The sequence below is a fragment of the Streptomyces sp. TS71-3 genome, from assembly GCF_018327685.1.
In the GTDB taxonomy this organism is placed as follows: Bacteria; Actinomycetota; Actinomycetes; order Streptomycetales; family Streptomycetaceae; genus Streptomyces.
Genome location: NZ_BNEL01000001.1, coordinates 5002029 through 5017111, shown reverse-complemented (window position 1 = coordinate 5017111; position 15083 = coordinate 5002029). Strand labels below are relative to the sequence as shown.

At 73.6% G+C, this 15083-nt stretch carries 11 protein-coding genes; 5 read left to right on the top strand and 6 right to left on the bottom strand.

The features are described from left to right. The first annotated feature begins 514 nt into the window (after nucleotides 1-514). Nucleotides 515-1609 (top strand): DUF5925 domain-containing protein, encoded by a 1095-nt coding sequence (locus tag Sm713_RS20345; protein ID WP_212910999.1) that lies wholly within the window; start codon nucleotides 515-517, stop codon nucleotides 1607-1609. A 185-nt stretch (nucleotides 1610-1794) separates the two neighbouring features. Here the strand turns inward: Sm713_RS20345 and Sm713_RS20340 are convergent, their stop codons facing one another. After that, nucleotides 1795-2172, bottom strand: coding sequence for a GntR family transcriptional regulator (locus tag Sm713_RS20340; protein ID WP_212910998.1), 378 nt, complete (start codon nucleotides 2170-2172; stop codon nucleotides 1795-1797). Nucleotides 2173-2242: 70 nt separating this feature from the next. Here Sm713_RS20340 and Sm713_RS20335 point away from each other — a divergent pair, with 70 nt between their 5' ends. The 3 genes from Sm713_RS20335 to Sm713_RS20325 all read left to right on the top strand — a co-directional run bounded on the left by Sm713_RS20335 (nucleotide 2243) and on the right by Sm713_RS20325 (nucleotide 4670). Then, nucleotides 2243-3166 (top strand): GNAT family N-acetyltransferase, encoded by a 924-nt coding sequence (locus Sm713_RS20335; RefSeq protein ID WP_212910997.1) that lies wholly within the window; start codon nucleotides 2243-2245, stop codon nucleotides 3164-3166. A 122-nt stretch (nucleotides 3167-3288) separates the two neighbouring features. Continuing rightward, nucleotides 3289-4278 (top strand): hypothetical protein, encoded by a 990-nt coding sequence (locus tag Sm713_RS20330; protein ID WP_212910996.1) that lies wholly within the window; start codon nucleotides 3289-3291, stop codon nucleotides 4276-4278. 218 nt (nucleotides 4279-4496) lie between these two features. Beyond that, nucleotides 4497-4670, top strand: coding sequence for a hypothetical protein (locus tag Sm713_RS20325; RefSeq protein WP_212910995.1), 174 nt, complete (start codon nucleotides 4497-4499; stop codon nucleotides 4668-4670). Nucleotides 4671-4868: 198 nt separating this feature from the next. On the opposite strand, the gene Sm713_RS20320 is transcribed toward Sm713_RS20325, so the two are convergent. Further along, on the bottom strand, nucleotides 4869-5324 hold the full coding sequence (locus tag Sm713_RS20320; RefSeq protein WP_212910994.1) for a GNAT family N-acetyltransferase: 456 nt from the start codon (nucleotides 5322-5324) through the stop codon (nucleotides 4869-4871). A 105-nt stretch (nucleotides 5325-5429) separates the two neighbouring features. Here Sm713_RS20320 and Sm713_RS20315 point away from each other — a divergent pair, with 105 nt between their 5' ends. Beyond that, nucleotides 5430-6137 carry a response regulator gene (locus Sm713_RS20315; protein ID WP_212910993.1) on the top strand — a complete coding sequence of 236 codons (708 nt, stop codon included), beginning with the start codon at nucleotides 5430-5432 and terminating at the stop codon, nucleotides 6135-6137. A 222-nt stretch (nucleotides 6138-6359) separates the two neighbouring features. Here Sm713_RS20315 and Sm713_RS20310 read toward each other — a convergent pair whose 3' ends face one another. The 4 genes from Sm713_RS20310 to Sm713_RS20295 form a co-directional block, all read right to left on the bottom strand. Further along, on the bottom strand, nucleotides 6360-7394 hold the full coding sequence (locus tag Sm713_RS20310) for a hypothetical protein (protein WP_212910992.1): 1035 nt from the start codon (nucleotides 7392-7394) through the stop codon (nucleotides 6360-6362). After that, nucleotides 7391-11248 carry a DNA polymerase III subunit alpha gene (locus tag Sm713_RS20305; RefSeq protein WP_249416643.1) on the bottom strand — a complete coding sequence of 1286 codons (3858 nt, stop codon included), beginning with the start codon at nucleotides 11246-11248 and terminating at the stop codon, nucleotides 7391-7393. The genes Sm713_RS20310 and Sm713_RS20305 overlap by 4 nt, the downstream gene beginning before the upstream one ends. Before the next feature lie 224 nt (nucleotides 11249-11472). Beyond that, nucleotides 11473-12555: a S1 family peptidase gene (locus Sm713_RS20300; RefSeq protein ID WP_212910990.1), complete on the bottom strand. Its 1083-nt coding sequence runs from the start codon at nucleotides 12553-12555 to the stop codon at nucleotides 11473-11475. A gap of 469 nt (nucleotides 12556-13024) precedes the next feature. After that, a complete protein-coding gene (locus tag Sm713_RS20295) occupies nucleotides 13025-13915 on the bottom strand; it encodes a S1 family peptidase (RefSeq protein WP_212910989.1) in 891 nt (296 codons plus the stop codon). Between the last annotated feature and the right edge of the window lie 1168 nt (nucleotides 13916-15083).

The window sequence follows — 15083 nt, the reverse complement described above, 5'->3', positions numbered from 1 at the left end:
CGTACTGTCAGCCCGCTCGTACGAGGCACCCGGCCCGGGCAGGTTAAACCCTATCGCCCCGGGAGGACACTCGTGTATCCCGGTCACACGATTCATATGCTTCACAAGGGTGTTGACACCAATTCGCTCGGTGACGCACGCCCGACGCGGCAGGCCTCCGGGCGCCCCGGAGCGTCCACGGGGCCTCACCGGGCCTTTCGCCCGCGGCGGTGAGCGGTCCCCGCAGCACCGGCCGCACCTCGTGCAGCGCGGGCCCCGCTGGCCCGTGCGTGCACCACCATCATTCCCCGGGGAGCCGTCCGTACCCCTTTCAGGGCCGGACCGCCACCGGATTGACGACGGGGACGGCTCCCGCCAGGGCATACCGCCGGACGGGCGCGGCGCGGCGGACGGGCGCGTGTCCCGCACGCCCCCGAACGGACGCCCGCCGGCGCGCGGGGAGCGGATCCGGCCTTCCGGGACGCACCTCGGAAACCCGGATGCACGGGACTCAGGCGTGCCGGATCATGGCGGCATGTCCCCGAACCCATTCGACGCTCTGCCGATCCGGCTCACGGTCGACGACAGCGACTCGCCCACGGACGTCGTGGACGCGCTGTTCCTCGGCCGCTTCGCGACGGGTGAGCAGCCGTACGCGCACAGCGTGAACATAGACCGGGTCCGCTCGGGCGCCACTCTGCTGCCGCCCGGAGGCACGGTGCTGCGCGCCTCCCGGGACGACGACCGCAGCGCCACGCTGGTCGCGGGCGAGGGGTGGACGCTGCTGGTCTCCCGCTGGAACCGCGGCGCGGACGTCACCGTCACCGCGACCGCCCCCGAGCTCGCGGAGCGGATCCTGAAGCAGGCCACGGACGGCGCGCAGGACGAGCCCGAGCCGCAGCCGGAGAACGTCACCATGGGGTTCTGGTACGTCTCCCCGCGGCGCGGCCCGCACCGCACCACCCGGCAGATCTCGGCGGGCACGTGGGCGGAGGTGCGGCAGAACTACACGGCACCGGTCGCCACCGCGCTGGACGGCCTGATGAAGACCACGCCCGACGACATCGCGGGCCGCCTCCTGCTGCTGCACGGGCCGCCCGGCACCGGCAAGACCTCGGCCCTGCGCACGCTGGCGCGGGCCTGGCGCGACTGGTGCCAGGTGGACTGCGTGCTCGACCCCGAACGGCTGTTCTCGGACGTCGGCTACCTGATGGACATCGCCATCGGGGAGGACGACGGCACGGCGAAGGGGCGCTGGCGGCTGCTGCTCCTGGAGGACTGCGACGAGCTGATCCGCGGCGAGGCGAAGCACACGGCGGGTCAGGCGCTGTCCCGCCTGCTCAACCTGACGGACGGCCTGCTCGGCCAGGGCCGCAACGTCCTGGTCGGCGTGACCACCAACGAGGACCTGGAGCGCCTGCACCCGGCCGTGGTGCGCCCCGGACGCTGCCTCGCCCGTATCGAGGTGGGCGCGCTCACGCGTGCGGAGTCGGTGGCGTGGCTCGGCACGGAGGAGGGGGTCGGCCGCGAGGGCGCCAGCCTCGCCGAGCTGTACGCCCTGCGCCGCGGCACCGTCCCTGCGTCGGTCCCCGATCCGCGCGGCGGCGCGGCGGCGGGCATGTACCTGTAACGCCACGAGCGGACGCCGGGCGAACAGGTCGATGGCGGGGGGGCGGGGGCGAACGGGCCTCGCGGGCCGCGCGGACCCGCCGGACCCCACCGGACCGGCCGCCGTCCGACCGGTCGCCGTCCAACCGGCCGTTGCCCGGCCGACCGCCGCCGGGAGCGGCCCCGCAGAGCGGCGGCCCGGATGGGTCACCCCGCTTCGTACACCGCACGGAGCGCGTCGCGGGCCAGCGCCGAAGCGGCGTCCTCCGGGAGGCCGAGCCGCCGTACCCGCTCCGCGTACGCCTGGGCCGCGGCGGCCGCCTCCCGCTCCGCCGCGCCTCCGGCCGCCGCCACGAACGTGCCGTGCCGGCCGCGGGTCTCGATCACGCCGTCCGCCTCCAGGACCCGGTAGGCCTTGGCCACGGTGTTGGCGGCGAGGCCGAGCGACTCCGCGAGCCCGCGGACCGTGGGGAGCTTGTATCCGACGGGCAGCGCTCCGGAGCGTGCCTGCTCGGAGATCTGGGCGCGCAGCTGCTCGTACGGGGGCACGCCGCCGTCCTGGTCGATTCCGATCCTCAGTGTCACGGGGTGATTGTCCCGCACCCCGGAAAAATGGCGCGCGCCCTTGCCGGGCGCGCGCGTAGCGTGCCGGACCATGACTGTGATCGTCCGGGCCGTGCGGCCCGAGCACCGGGTGGACGTCGAGGCCTTCGTGCGGGTCAGGCAGGCCACCCTGCCCTACATCCTCTTCACGCCCGAGTCCATCGCGTACGACGTGAACCACGCCCACCCGGAGGCGCATCTGACGGCGCTGATCGCCGAGGAGGAGGGCGAGGCCGTCGGCGTGGCCACCGTCAACGTCGCCCACGACAGCCCCGAGCCCGGGATCGGGAACGCCAACATATACGTCCACCCGGAGCGCCGGGGGCGCGGCGCGGGCTCGGCGCTGCTCCGGGTGGCCGAGGACCATCTGGCGGCCCACGGGGTCCGCAAGGTCTTCAGCTGGGTGCTGGACGAACCGGCCAACCACGCGTTCGCCGAGCGGCGCGGCTTCCAGCGTCGCCGCCCCTCGCGGTTCCTCCGCCTGGACCTCACCGGCACCCTGCCTCCGCGGGCGGCTGTGCCGGACGGCGTCGAGCTGCGCTCGGGGGCGGACTTCGCGGCCGATCCGCGCCCGGTCTTCGCGCTGGACGCCGAGACCATCCGGGACGAGCCCAGCGACGTCGACATGGAGTTCACGCAGTACGAGCAGTGGCTCGCGGACACCTGGCGGCACCCTCTGACCAGCCCCGAGCTGACCACGGTCGCCCTGGTGGACGGCGAGCCCGCGGCGTTCACGCTGGGCCGCACGGACGGCACCCGCTACGGCACCATGATGACCGGCACCGCCCGCCGCTTCCGCGGGCGCGGCCTCGCCCGGCTCTGCAAGACCGACGCCCTGCACCGGGCACGCGCCGCCGGCTGCACGGACGCGTACACCGGAAACGACGCCGACAACGGCCCGATGCTCGCCGTGAACGCCTCCTGCGGCTACCGGGTCAGCGCCACGGAGGTCAGGTACGTCCGCGAACTGGGCTGAGGAGCCGGGGCCGGCGCCGCAACCCCAGGGCGTCGACTCCTGTTGGCCCGTCGTTCTCCCGAAGCCCCCCTCGTGCCCACCAGGATGAGCCGACTCCACTCCATGAGGCCGGGGAGGCCGCCGTGCGTGTCTTACGTGCTCCGCTGCTGCTCGTCGTGGCAATGCTCGCCCTGCTGCTCGCCGGCCCCGCGGCTCCGGCCGCGCCCCCGGCCCCGGCGGGACCCGCGGCACCGAGCGCCGCTCCTGCGGGGATGTCCCGCTTCGTGGTCGCCATCGGGGGGCTGCGCACCTCGTCACGGGAGAACTGGGTGCGGCTCGGCACGTACTCCCTGACCGCCGACGGCAAGGCGACGGAGTCCCACTTCCACTGGACCCAGCGCTCGCGGGTGCCCCGCAGCTACACCGGCGTCACCGCCGCCGACTGCGGGGCACGCAACTGCCAGGTGCAGACGGCGAACGGCTTCCAGGCCACGAGCTCCCCGCAGCACCTGACGGGCACGTACACGGTGACCGGCTCGGTGCTGCACTTCGACTGGGACGGCAACGGCTGGGAGGAGTGGAACGTCAGCGAGCCGATCGCCGGGAAGCTGGCGGAGCTCACCTTCCGCGGCAGCTCGTTCGGCGCCACCCACGGCTACGGGTTCGGCAGCAACGCGGCCTGGACTCAGCGGGCGTCGATGGCGCAGATCGCGTCGTTCGACTGGAGCAGCCTGAAGCACGACTACGTCCTGTGGAAGACCGACAGCGGCACCCCCTACCTGGACCAGGGCGCCGGGAGCCCGTTCTGGAACCAGGACTGGACGGCCTGCACCAGCGCCCGGTGCCTGGGCGGCACGACCGGCGGCGGCGACACGCAGTACTACCTCTCCACCGCCAACGCCACCTCGACCGACCGCAGGGACACGCTGTGGCACTGGCGCACCGCGCTCGCCGACGGCCGGGGCGAGCACTGCTACACGGGCAACTCCCATGTGAAGCCGATGCTGGAGGTCATCGACAGCGACGGCGGTTTCCACGGTTGGGTCGCGGTCGAGGCGTCGCTGAACCAGACATCACCCGATCAGGGGACTTCGGCCGACGACATCGGGGTGTTCGAGATCAGCCAGTTCTGATCGGCCGGTTGCCGAGCCGGCCCGCCGGCCACGACGCACGGGCCCCGTGCGACCCCGGAGCGTAGGACGCCGGTGGTCACGCGGGGCCCGTTCGGCATGTGAGACGGCATGTGAAACGTGATAGTGGCCACTGACAAAGCACAGGCGATGAGAAAGCCTCCCGTGCACGGGTCTACCTCCGTACGAATGCGGAACCCGGTAGCCCCAAGGAGGCCGTCATGCGCCGTATGAACGCACGGAAGACGCCCGTCAGGCCGGGTGCCCGCCGAATGGACGACGAGGCCGAGGAGCGTGAGCAGCAGCGCCCCGAGGTCCGCAGGGACATCCGCAGGATCTGGTGGCCCGAGTCCGACGAGCAGAGCACGCCGCGAGCCGGTACGAGAGGGCGCTAGGAACCGTCGTGGCGCCGCGCCCCCAGGGGCGCGGCGCCATGAGCTGCCGGCCACCCACCGCCCGGCGTGCGACCACCCACCGCCCGGCGTGCGGCCGACCGCAGCGCACCCGCCGTGCGGACCTGGCCGATCCGGCCGTGGCGCGGCCCGGCGCCCGGCGAGGGGGCCTGCCTTGGGCCGACGAGGGGCAAGGTCGCCTTACGGGGTGAGCCGCTTGCGGTAGTACACGCGGTCGTACGGCCCGTCGGCGCGCCGCTGGACCGTCTCGTAGCCGTACCGCGGGTAGATCCGCTGGTTCTCCCACATCTTCGCGTGCGTGTAGAGCCGGATCTCGGGGCTCCCGAGGTCCCGGGCGAAGTCCTCCACGAAGGTGAGCAGGCGGCGGCCGAGACCGCGGCCGTGGGCGTCCGGGTGGACCGCGACGCTCTCCAGCAGCACGTGGTCCTCGAAGGGCACGACGACCACCAGCCCCATGACCGGCTTCCCGATGACGAACACCCGCCCAGCCGCCACGTACGCCGCGTGGTCGGCGCCCATCGGCCCCGGCTCCAGGCCGATGCGCTCGACGTACGGGCGGTAGGCGGCGTCGGTGACGTCCCGCACGGCGGGCACGTCGTCGGGGGTGGCCTTGCGTATCTCCTCGGAATCGGTCATGGCTGCACCGTACGGCCCGCGCGGCGCGGCCGGCGGCCCCCTGCCGCGGCGGATCGGCGGAGCGGACCCGTTGTGGTCGTTGTGTCGCGCCCTAGCCTGACCGCGATGACGAAAGTGCTGGTCGTGGACGACGACTTCGTGGTCGCCAAGCTGCACAGCCGCTGTGTGTCGGCCGCCGGCGGCTGCACGGTGGTCGGGGTGGCGCACAGCGGGGCCCAGGCGCTGCGCGCGGTGGAGCGGCTCCGGCCCGATCTGCTGCTGCTCGATGTGTACCTGCCCGACATGGACGGCATCCAGGTGCTGCGCGAGCTGCGGTCGGCCGAGGAGCGCGACCCGTCGCGGCAGCCGGTGGACGCGCTGTTCATCACGGCGGCGCGGGACGCGGACACGGTACGGGCGGCGGTGCGCGCCGGTGCGCTGCACTACCTGATCAAACCGTTCAACCAGGGTGCGCTCCACGAGCAGTTGCGGCACGTGACCGCGCTGCGGGCCCGGCTGGACGGCCTGGGCGAGGCGCGCCAGGAGGACGTGGACCAGATCTTCGGGCCCCGCCCGCCCGGCTCCCAGGGCCTGCCGAAGGGGCTCGCGGCGGGCACCGCCGACCTGGTGGAGCGCACCCTGCGGGAGCATCCGGACGGCCTGTCCGCGTCGGAGTGCGCCGAGCGGGGCGCACTGTCACGTGTCAGCGCGCGCCGCTACCTGGAGTACTTCGCGGAGACCGGACGCGCCGAGGTGACGCTCAGGTACGGCGGCACGGGGCGTCCCGAGCGGCGGTTCCGCTGGCTGGCGCGGGGCCCGTCCGGCGAGGGGTGACCCGGCGGTCCCGTTTCCGGCGGCCGGCGGCACACCCGGGTGGACCGGTTCAGGGGAGCGCCGACGTGCGAGTGGTCGGGGTCGCGCGGGCGGGATCGCGCGGGCAAGGTCGCGTGGGAGGGATCGCGCGGGCGGGATCGCGCGGGCAAGGTCGCGTGGGAGGGATCGCGCGGGCGGGATCGCGCGGGCGAAGTCGAGGGCGTTCGCCGGGTTGGGCAGGCGCTACGCCGCCAGGGTTCCGGGGACGACGGCGGACGGGCCGAATCGGGCGCGGGCGCGGTCGGCGGCCTGTTCCAGCCGGCGGGCCTTGGCGTCGGCGGGGTCCAGGGAGAGCTGGCGGGCCGCGTGTTCGGCCGGGCCGAGGCCCTCGGCGCGCAGGGCGAGCGTGCGCACCCGCGCGCGTTGCAGGCCCAGCGCCTCGTACATCCGGTACGCGGCGGTGGTGAGTGCCGGCGTGTGGGCGGTGGGCTCGGGCAGCGTCCGGCTGCGGGTGAGCGGGCGCCCGGTGCGGTCCGCGCAGCGCACGGTGAGGGTGAGCGCGCGGCAGACCTGGCCCTCGGCGCGCAGCCGGGCGCCCAGGTCCGAGGTGAGCGAGAGCAGGGCGCGCCGGTGCTCGGAGGCGTCGAGCTCGTCGCGGTCGAAGGCGCGCTCGGCGGCCACCGACCGTGCCGCGGCGTTGGGCACCACCCGGGTGCGGTCCACGCCCCGCGCCTTCTCGTGCAGCTCGCGCCCGGCGCGCGCGCCGATGAGCCGCTGGACGGCGGGCAGCGGTGCGGCGGCGACGCTGCCGACGGTGTGCAGGCCGTAGGCGCCGAGGGCGCGTGCGGTCGCGGAGCCCACGCCGGGGACGGCCGTGACGGGCCGGTCGGCGAGGAAGGCGGCGACCGCGTCCGGTCCCCCGGGCACGGCCAGGGTCGTGCCCGGTGCGGCGGCACGCGCCGCGGCCCTGGCCGCCATCGGGCCGGGGCCGACGCCGATCGTGCAGTCCACGCCGTACAGGGCGAGGGCGCGCACGCGCAGCACCGAGGCCAGGTCCACGGCGTCCCGCCCGAAGTACCCGACCGCGCCCCGCAGGTCGGCGAGCGCGCCGTCGGGCGGCAGCGCCTCGACGACGGGGGTGAACTCCGCGAGCAGCGCCAGCAGCCCGGACAGGCCCCCGGCCCCCGGCTCCACCGGCCGCACGCAGAGCACGGCGGCGGCGCGGTCCGCCGGTGCCGGCGCACCCGGGCCGCCCCGCCCGGTCTCACCCGTTCTCATCCCGCGCTCCCCGGACTCTGGTGCCAGAGCTTCTTCCTGGGCCGCGTGCCCTCGCCCGCCGGGCGGAGGTCCGCCCAGGGGTGCATCTCGTAGCCGGTGGACATCCGGATGCGGCGCCCGCCGGTGGCGTCCTGGGTGTCCTGAGCGTCCGGGCGCGTCCCGGTGCCGTCCGGATCCGCCGCGCCGTCCGCCCCGCCGTCCCCCTCGGCGGTGGAGCCGGCCGGCTCTGCCGGTTCCACCGGCTCGGCCAGCCGCGCGGCCACCGCGTCGAGGCCGCCCGCCGCCCGCAGTTCCACCAGCTCGGCGAGGTCCCAGGCCGCGGCGCCGACCACGCTGAGGCTGCGCGGCCCGCGGCGCTGCACCACCCCGCGCACCAGCAGCAGCCAGGAGTGGAAGACGGTGTGGGCGCAGGCGGCGTGGGCGTCGTCGAAGAAGGCGAGGTCGACCAGGCCCGTGCCGTCGTCCAGCGTGGTGAAGATGACCCGCTTGCCGGACCGGATCGGCGGCGTCTGGGTGGCCGCCTTCGCGCCCGCGACCAGCACCGTCTCCCCGTGCCGCACGGACTTCAGCCGCCGCGCCGACAGCACGCCGAGCTCCGCCAGGAACCGGGCATGGTCGTCCATCAGGTGGTGGGAGACGTCCATGCCGAGCACGCCCAGCTCGGCGCTGAGCCGCTCCGCGTCGCTCAGGTCCGGCAGTCCCGTCCCCGCGGTGCGCCGCCCGCCGGCGAGCGGGAGCTGCGCGCCGTATCCCCCGCGCGCTCCGCGGTGCAGCTCCGACAGGTGGAGTTGCAGGTCACGGCGGTTGGCGCCGAACGCATCCAGCGCACCGACCTGCGCCAGCCGTTCGGCGACCGGCTTGCTGGGCCTCGCGCGCTCCCAGAAGTCCAGGAGCGAGGCGTACGGCTGCCCCGCCGCGACCCGCGCCGCCTCCGCCTCGCTGATGCCGTGCACGTCGCTGAGCCCGAGCCTGAGCCCCCACCGCCGGGGCTCCCGCCCGGCGGAGCCGTCCGGAGCACGATCCGGGGCACCGGCCCGAGCGTCTCCGGAACCATCCGGGGCACCGCCCGCAGGACCGTCCGGAGCACCGCCCCCGGAGCCGTCCGGAAGGCCCTCCAACCCCTCACGATCAGACACCAGTTCGATATGATGATCGACCGCCGAGTGGTTCACGTCCAGGCCCAGCACCGGCACGCCCCGCCGCCGCGCGTCCGCGAGCAGCAGCCGCTTCGGGTACATCCCGGGGTCGTGGGTGAGCAGCCCCGCGTAGAAGGCGGCCGGGTGATGCGCCTTCAGCCAGGCCGACTGGTAGGTCGGCACGGCGAACGCGACGGCGTGCGCCTTGCAGAAGCCGTAGGAGCCGAAGGCCTCGACGATCTCCCAGGTGCGGGCGATGCTCTCGGCGTCGTACCCCCGCGCGGCCGCCTGCTCGGCGAACCACACCCGGATCCTCGCCTGCGACTCGGGGTCGGACAGTCCCCGCCGCACCCGGTCCGCCTCGTCCCGGCCGCAGCCGGTCATGATGTGCACCGTGTCGATGATCTGCTCATGGAAGACCACCACCCCGTAGGTCTCCTCCAGCGGCCCGGCCAGATCGGGATGCGGGTAGCGGACCGGGGCCCGGCCGTGCCTGGCCTCGATGAACGGGCGGACCATGTCGGCGGCGACCGGTCCGGGCCTGAAGAGCGAGATGTCGACGACGAGGTCGTGGAACGTGGCGGGCTGCAACCGCCCGACCAGGTCCCGCTGGCCAGGCGACTCGATCTGGAAGCAGCCGAGCGTCTCGGCCGAGCGGATAAGACGATACGTTTCTTCATCGCCCTTGCCGCCCGAGCCCTCGGCCGCCACCGCGTCCAGGTCGATCCGCTGCCCGGTGGTGCGCTCGACCTCCGCGACCGCGTGCGCCATCGCCGACTGCATCCGCACCCCCAGCACGTCGAGCTTGAGCAGGCCCATCTCCTCCACGTCGTCCTTGTCGAACTGGGACATCGGGAACCCCTCGCCGCTGGTCGGCACCACCGGGGTGCGGGCGAGCAGCGAGGCGTCCGAGATGAGGACCCCGCACGGGTGCATGGCGATCCCGCGGGGCAGCGCGTCCAGCGCCTCCACCAGGTCCCAGAACCGCCCGTACCGCCCGTACTTCCCGTCCGGCCCCTCGCCCCCGCGCCGTTCGCCGGCGCGGCGCTGCTCGTCGGCCAGCTCGCGCAGCTCGGGCAGCTCCTCCAGGGCGGCGCGGGCGTCGCGGGCGCGGATGTGCGGGAAGGACTTGGCGATCCGGTCGATGTCCGCGGGGTCCATCGAGAGCGCGGCGCCCACGTCGCGGATCGCGTGGCGCACCCGGTAGGTCTCGGGCATGGAGACGGTCGCCACGCGCTCGGCGCCGAACCGGTCGATGATCCTGCGGTAGACCTCCAGGCGGCGCGCGGACTCCACGTCGATGTCGATGTCGGGCAGCACGGCCCGCCGTTTGGACAGGAACCGCTCCATCAGCAGGTGCTGCTCGACCGGGTCGGCGTTCGCGATACCGAGCAGGTGGTTGACGAGCGAGCCGGCGCCCGAGCCGCGCGCGGCCACCCGGATGCCCATCTCCCGGACGTCGTCGACGACCTGCGCCACGGTGAGGAAGTACGAGGCGAAGCCGTGGTGGGCGATGATGTCCAGCTCGTGGTGCATGCGCTCCCAGTAGGTGCGGGCGTCGGCACGGCGGTCGTAGCCGCGCAGCACCATGCCCGCGGCGGCGCGGGAGGCCAGCACGCGCTGGGCGGTGCGCCGGCCGGCGCCGACGAGGCGGGGCTCGGGGAAGTGCACGGAGCCGATGCCGAGGTCCGTCTCGGGGTCGACCCGGCACTCCTCGGCCACCGCGCGGGTCTGTTCGAGCAGGCGGTGCGCCGCCTCGGGGCGGTAGCCCGCGGCCGTGACGACGCGCTCGGCGGCGTCGGCCATCGCGGCCGGGTCCTTGAGCCAGCGCTCGCCGCTGTCCAGCTCCTTGCGCGGGTCGATCGGGACCAGGCGGCGGGCCGCGTCGAGCACGTCCGCGACCGGTCCCATGCCCGGGTCGGCGTAGCGCACCGCGTTGCTCAGCACGGGCCGTACGCCCTGCTCGGCGGCGAGGGCGACGGTGCGGGCGGCCAGCCGCAGGGAGCCGGGTCCCGTGCCGTCCCTGCCGTGCCAGACGGCCTCCAGGCGCAGCGCGTCGCCGAAGACCTCGCGCCAGGCTCCGAGGAGGCGCGCGGCGCGGTCGGGGCGGCCGGCGGCGAGCGCCCGGCCCACGTCGGAGGCGGGCCCGAGCAGCACGATCAGGCCTTCGGCGGGCAGCTCGGACCAGTCGAGCAGCGGGTCGCCACCGGTGCGGTGCGCGGCGGTGACCAGCCGGCACAGCTCGCTCCAGCCGAGGGCGCCCGCGCGGGCGAGGAAGGTGACCCGGGGCGCCGACTCGTCCAGGAAGGCGCCGCCCCGCACCGGGGAGCGCCGCACTCCTCCGCCCGAACGGAGCTGTTCTCCCCTTTCGTAAGCGATGCGCGCTTCGTCACCGACACGCCCGCCATGTTCCCTATGGCCGGCGGCGAAGGGGGCGCCGGACAGAGGCTTCTCGCCAAAGGTGTCACCCCGCCCCAGCCGGGTCTGCTCCATGGGGTCCTGTTCGGCCACCGCGAGCTCCACCCCGAAGAGCGGGCGCACGCCCGCAGTCTCGCACGCCCGGCCGAAGCGGACCGCGCCCGCGAGGGTGTTCCTGTCGGTGAGGGCGAGGGCGTCCATGCCCCGTTCCACGGCACGCTCGGCCAGCCGCTCCGGATGCGAGGCCCCGTACCGCTGGGAGAAACCGGAGGCGACATGCAGATGCGTGAAGCCCGGCACGCGCACCTCCGATCCGATCCAGCCCTCTCCCTCTGCCCCCACCATAGACCAATCTCGAACGTACGTACGATCCGGTGGGAGTGATGTCCCCTACCCGGAGCAAGGGAGACATGTGCAGGTCAGAGCGGTGGAGGGCGAACGACAGGGGCCGGCCCGTCGATGACGGACCGGCCCCTCGAAGAGTGGCGGTACCTGCCGGACGCGCCCGGCAGGTCTCAGCCGGTTCAGCCGATCTCGGCCCCGAAAGCGGACAGCGCCTCGGGCACGGGCTGGAAGAAGGTCTCCCCGCCGGAGGTGCAGTCGCCGCTGCCGCCGGAGGTGAGGCCGAGCGCCGTCTCGCCGTCGAACAGCGAGCCGCCGCTGTCGCCCGGCTCGGCGCAGACGTCGGTGTCGATCAGGCCCTCCACGACATCGCCGTTGCCGTAGTCGACCGTGGCGTTCAGGCCCTTGACCGTGCCGTCGTGCACCTGGGTCGTCGAGCCGCTGCGCTGGACCTTCTCGCCGACGGTGGCGTCGCCGGCCTTGGTGATGGGCTGGGAGCTGCCGTTGTAGAGGTCGACCTCGCTCGGGTGGTCGACGTCGGCGGTGTACTTCACCAGGCCGAAGTCGTTGCCGGGGAAGTCGGAGTCGGCGTTCTCACCGATCACGTTGCCGTCGGAGTCCGACCAGTTCGTGATCTCCTCGGTGCAGTGGCCCGCGGTGATGAAGTACGGCTGGCCGTCCTTCACGACGTTGAATCCGAGGGAGCAGCGGCCGATGGACGGGTCGCTGATGGCGTCGCCGCCCGCGATGAACGGCTTGAACTGGCCCTTGGTGTGCTTGAGCACGGTGGTGCCGCCGAGGCCCTTCAGCGTCTTGGTGAGCTTGTCGAGCTTGGCGCCCGTGACCGTGCGGTCCGCGGTGACGACCAGCCTGTTGGTGGTCGGGTCGACCACCCAGGAGGTGCCGGCGGTGCTGTGCGCCTTGAGGGTGTCACCCGCGCTCTTCAGCTGGCCCAGGGAGTACTTGACGACCTTGGCCTTGGCGCCGGCCGTCTCGACGGCACGGGCGGCGGAGTCGTTCAGGACGTTGACGACCAGGTGCTTGGCCGTGGCGTCGTAGTAGGTGCCGGCGGCGTCCTTGCCGAGATCCGAGGTCAGCGACGAGGCGAGCTTTCCGGCCTTGGCCACCGTGAGGATGTCGGGGGTTGCGGTGGGGGTCTCCGTACTCGCGTTCGCAGTCTGGAACGAGATTCCAGCGATCACCAGTGCAGCGACACTCGCACCGGTGATGGCGGTACGTCGCCCGGGTATGCGTCGGTGGTTCAACTCACGTCCTCCTGTGGGGGGTCGGTTCCGGGGAAGTGGGGTCCCCTGAACCTGAAGGCGTTCGAGCATGAACGGAAAAAATCGGCAAAAAAGCCATGTCCACGCCCTGGCTAACACCCACTATTCCGAGGGCCACAGCCGGCACACAAGGTCGACTTCAGGACTGTTCGGACGCCCCGCGGACCACACTCACGAACCGCTGACTCACCGTGGTCAGGCCACGTCGGTTCCCGTTGCAAATGCTGCCGCCGGCCGCACATCTGGCGAGAGACGATACATGTACCTGTCTGAAAATCGCCCCTCCATGGCCAAACGATGGAGCCAACTCGGCATGGACGAGGTCTAAAGACAGCAATGGGCCCCCGCCACGCAACGCGCGTAGCGAGGGCCCATCGGTGAACCAAGCAGAACCAAGGTGAATCAGTGGAACAGATCAGGCAGATGGAGCGGATCGGTCAGGTGGGACCGGTCAGAAGATCGAGACACCGTAGGCGCTGAGCGCCTCCGTCACCGGCTGGAAGAAGGTCTCGCCGCCGGAGGAGCAGTTGCCGCTGCCGCCGGAGGTGAGGCCGTAGGCGGTGGAGCCGCCGTACAGCGGGCCGCCGGAGTCGCCGGGCTCCGCGCAGACGTTGGTGTCGATCAGGCCGCTCACGATGCCGTCGGCGCCGTAGTTGACGGTGGCGTTGAGGCCGAGCACGCGGCCGGTGTGGATACCGGTGGTGGAGCCGCGACGGGTGACCGACGCGCCCACGGCCGGGGTGGCGGCGCTGGTGATGTCCTGGCTTCCCACGGTGCCGTCGTGGCTCACGCCGGAGGCGTACTTCACGATGCCGTAGTCGTTGCCCGGGAAGCTGGAGCCCGAGGTGCTGCCGATCGCGCTGCCGGAGGAGTTGTACCAGGTGCCGGCGCCGTCGGTGCAGTGGCCCGCGGTCAGGAAGTAGTAGGTGGAGCCGCTGCGGACGTTGAAGCCGAGCGAGCAGCGCCACTGCGTGGTCTGGATGGTGTCACCGCCGGACAGCAGGGGCTTGAACGTGCCCGGCGTGTGCCTGATGTGGATGGCGCCGGCATTGGCACCGGCGGCCGACTGGATCCTGGCGATGTCCGCCTCGGAGACCCGGCTGTCGACGCTGACGTTGACCTGCTTGGTGGTCGGGTCGACGGACCAGGCGGTGCCTGCCACGTCGGCCTTGAGAACGGAGTCGCTGACCGCCGCGAGCTGGGTCGCACTGTAGGTGCGGCCCGTGTCGGCGTTCGCCGCGGGGACGGCGACAGCGGCTGCGGCCGCGATTCCGGTCGCAACGGCGATCAGCCGAGTCCGTCTCGCGGTACCACTGCGGGGGGTGGTGCGCTTGATCCTCACTGCTCGTTCCCTCCTGGGGGAAGTCGGGGGGCCCGCGTGGGGTCGGGGCCCGGTGAGGCGCAGCCAGGAGACCGGTCCGGATTCCGAACACGCCGTGCTCCTGACAAGCGCTGATCGGAGTATTTGTTCGTGTGACGTCCGGCACAAGGGCGCCTTTCGGCCGTCTGCGCGCACACGACGACCTGCCCCGGTGGCCTGCCTGCGTTTTTCCGCGCGCCACCGGGCTCGTCTTGATCAGTCCTGCGTGTGACGGCGGCGCGGCCAATGGGGTTCCCGCGGGAGGTCCCGGAGCGGGGCGAGGGCACGGCATCGGACACCGCGTCAGGAGTGCCCGAGGGGCGCCGAAGCGGCCGCGCGGCGGGCACCCCGCCGCCGATCGTCCCCCGCTGCTCCGAAGTGCGGGAAGTACGCCCGCCGGCGGCCGGGCTCCCCTCCCCCGGGCCGTCCCGCCGACCCGAGGGAGCGGGAGGCCCTCCTCGCTCCGGGAGTCGCGCCGGAGACGGTCGCGCGGTCCCCCGCGCCCCGCGGGTCGACGTGAGCCGACCGCGTCCCCTGCGTGGCCCCGCGGCAGCGGTGACCCAGCTCTCCCGGCGGACGCAGCGGTCGCGCCGAATGGCCGGAATCCAACCGTCCCCACGGTCCTGCTCCGGGCGCTCGCGCCTGCGCGCGACTCGCGCCCCCGCGATCCCCGCGCCCTCCGCCGGACTCACGCCTCCCCCAGGGCTCACGCTTCCCGGCGTCCGGCGTCCGGCGCCGGCGCTCGGCACCCAGCACCGAGCACAGGGCGCTGGGCGAGTGCGGACCTCCCGGATCACCCGGATCACCTGGATCACGTGAATCACCCTGTTCACCCAGACCTCCCGTACCTCCCAAGCCCCCTCGGCACCGGTCGCTCCGCGGGCGCCACGCGACACCCTCGCGAGGGCCCGTCAACGGTCGTCCGCGGCGTGAGCCGCCCGTCTCATGTTCGGCCGGCGTCCCTACGGACACGCGTTCCTGTTGCGTACACGCACGCACCGCCGCGATCGGCCTCGCGCCCGCGCGCCGGCCTCGATCGGGTGCACGCGGCGTCGCGTCGCTGACGCCCGCGGAGTTCCGCGCAACTCCGCCTCGCTCTCGGGGAACGCACGGCACGAGACGTCCCCGACACCCCCGGATCAGCTTCCTG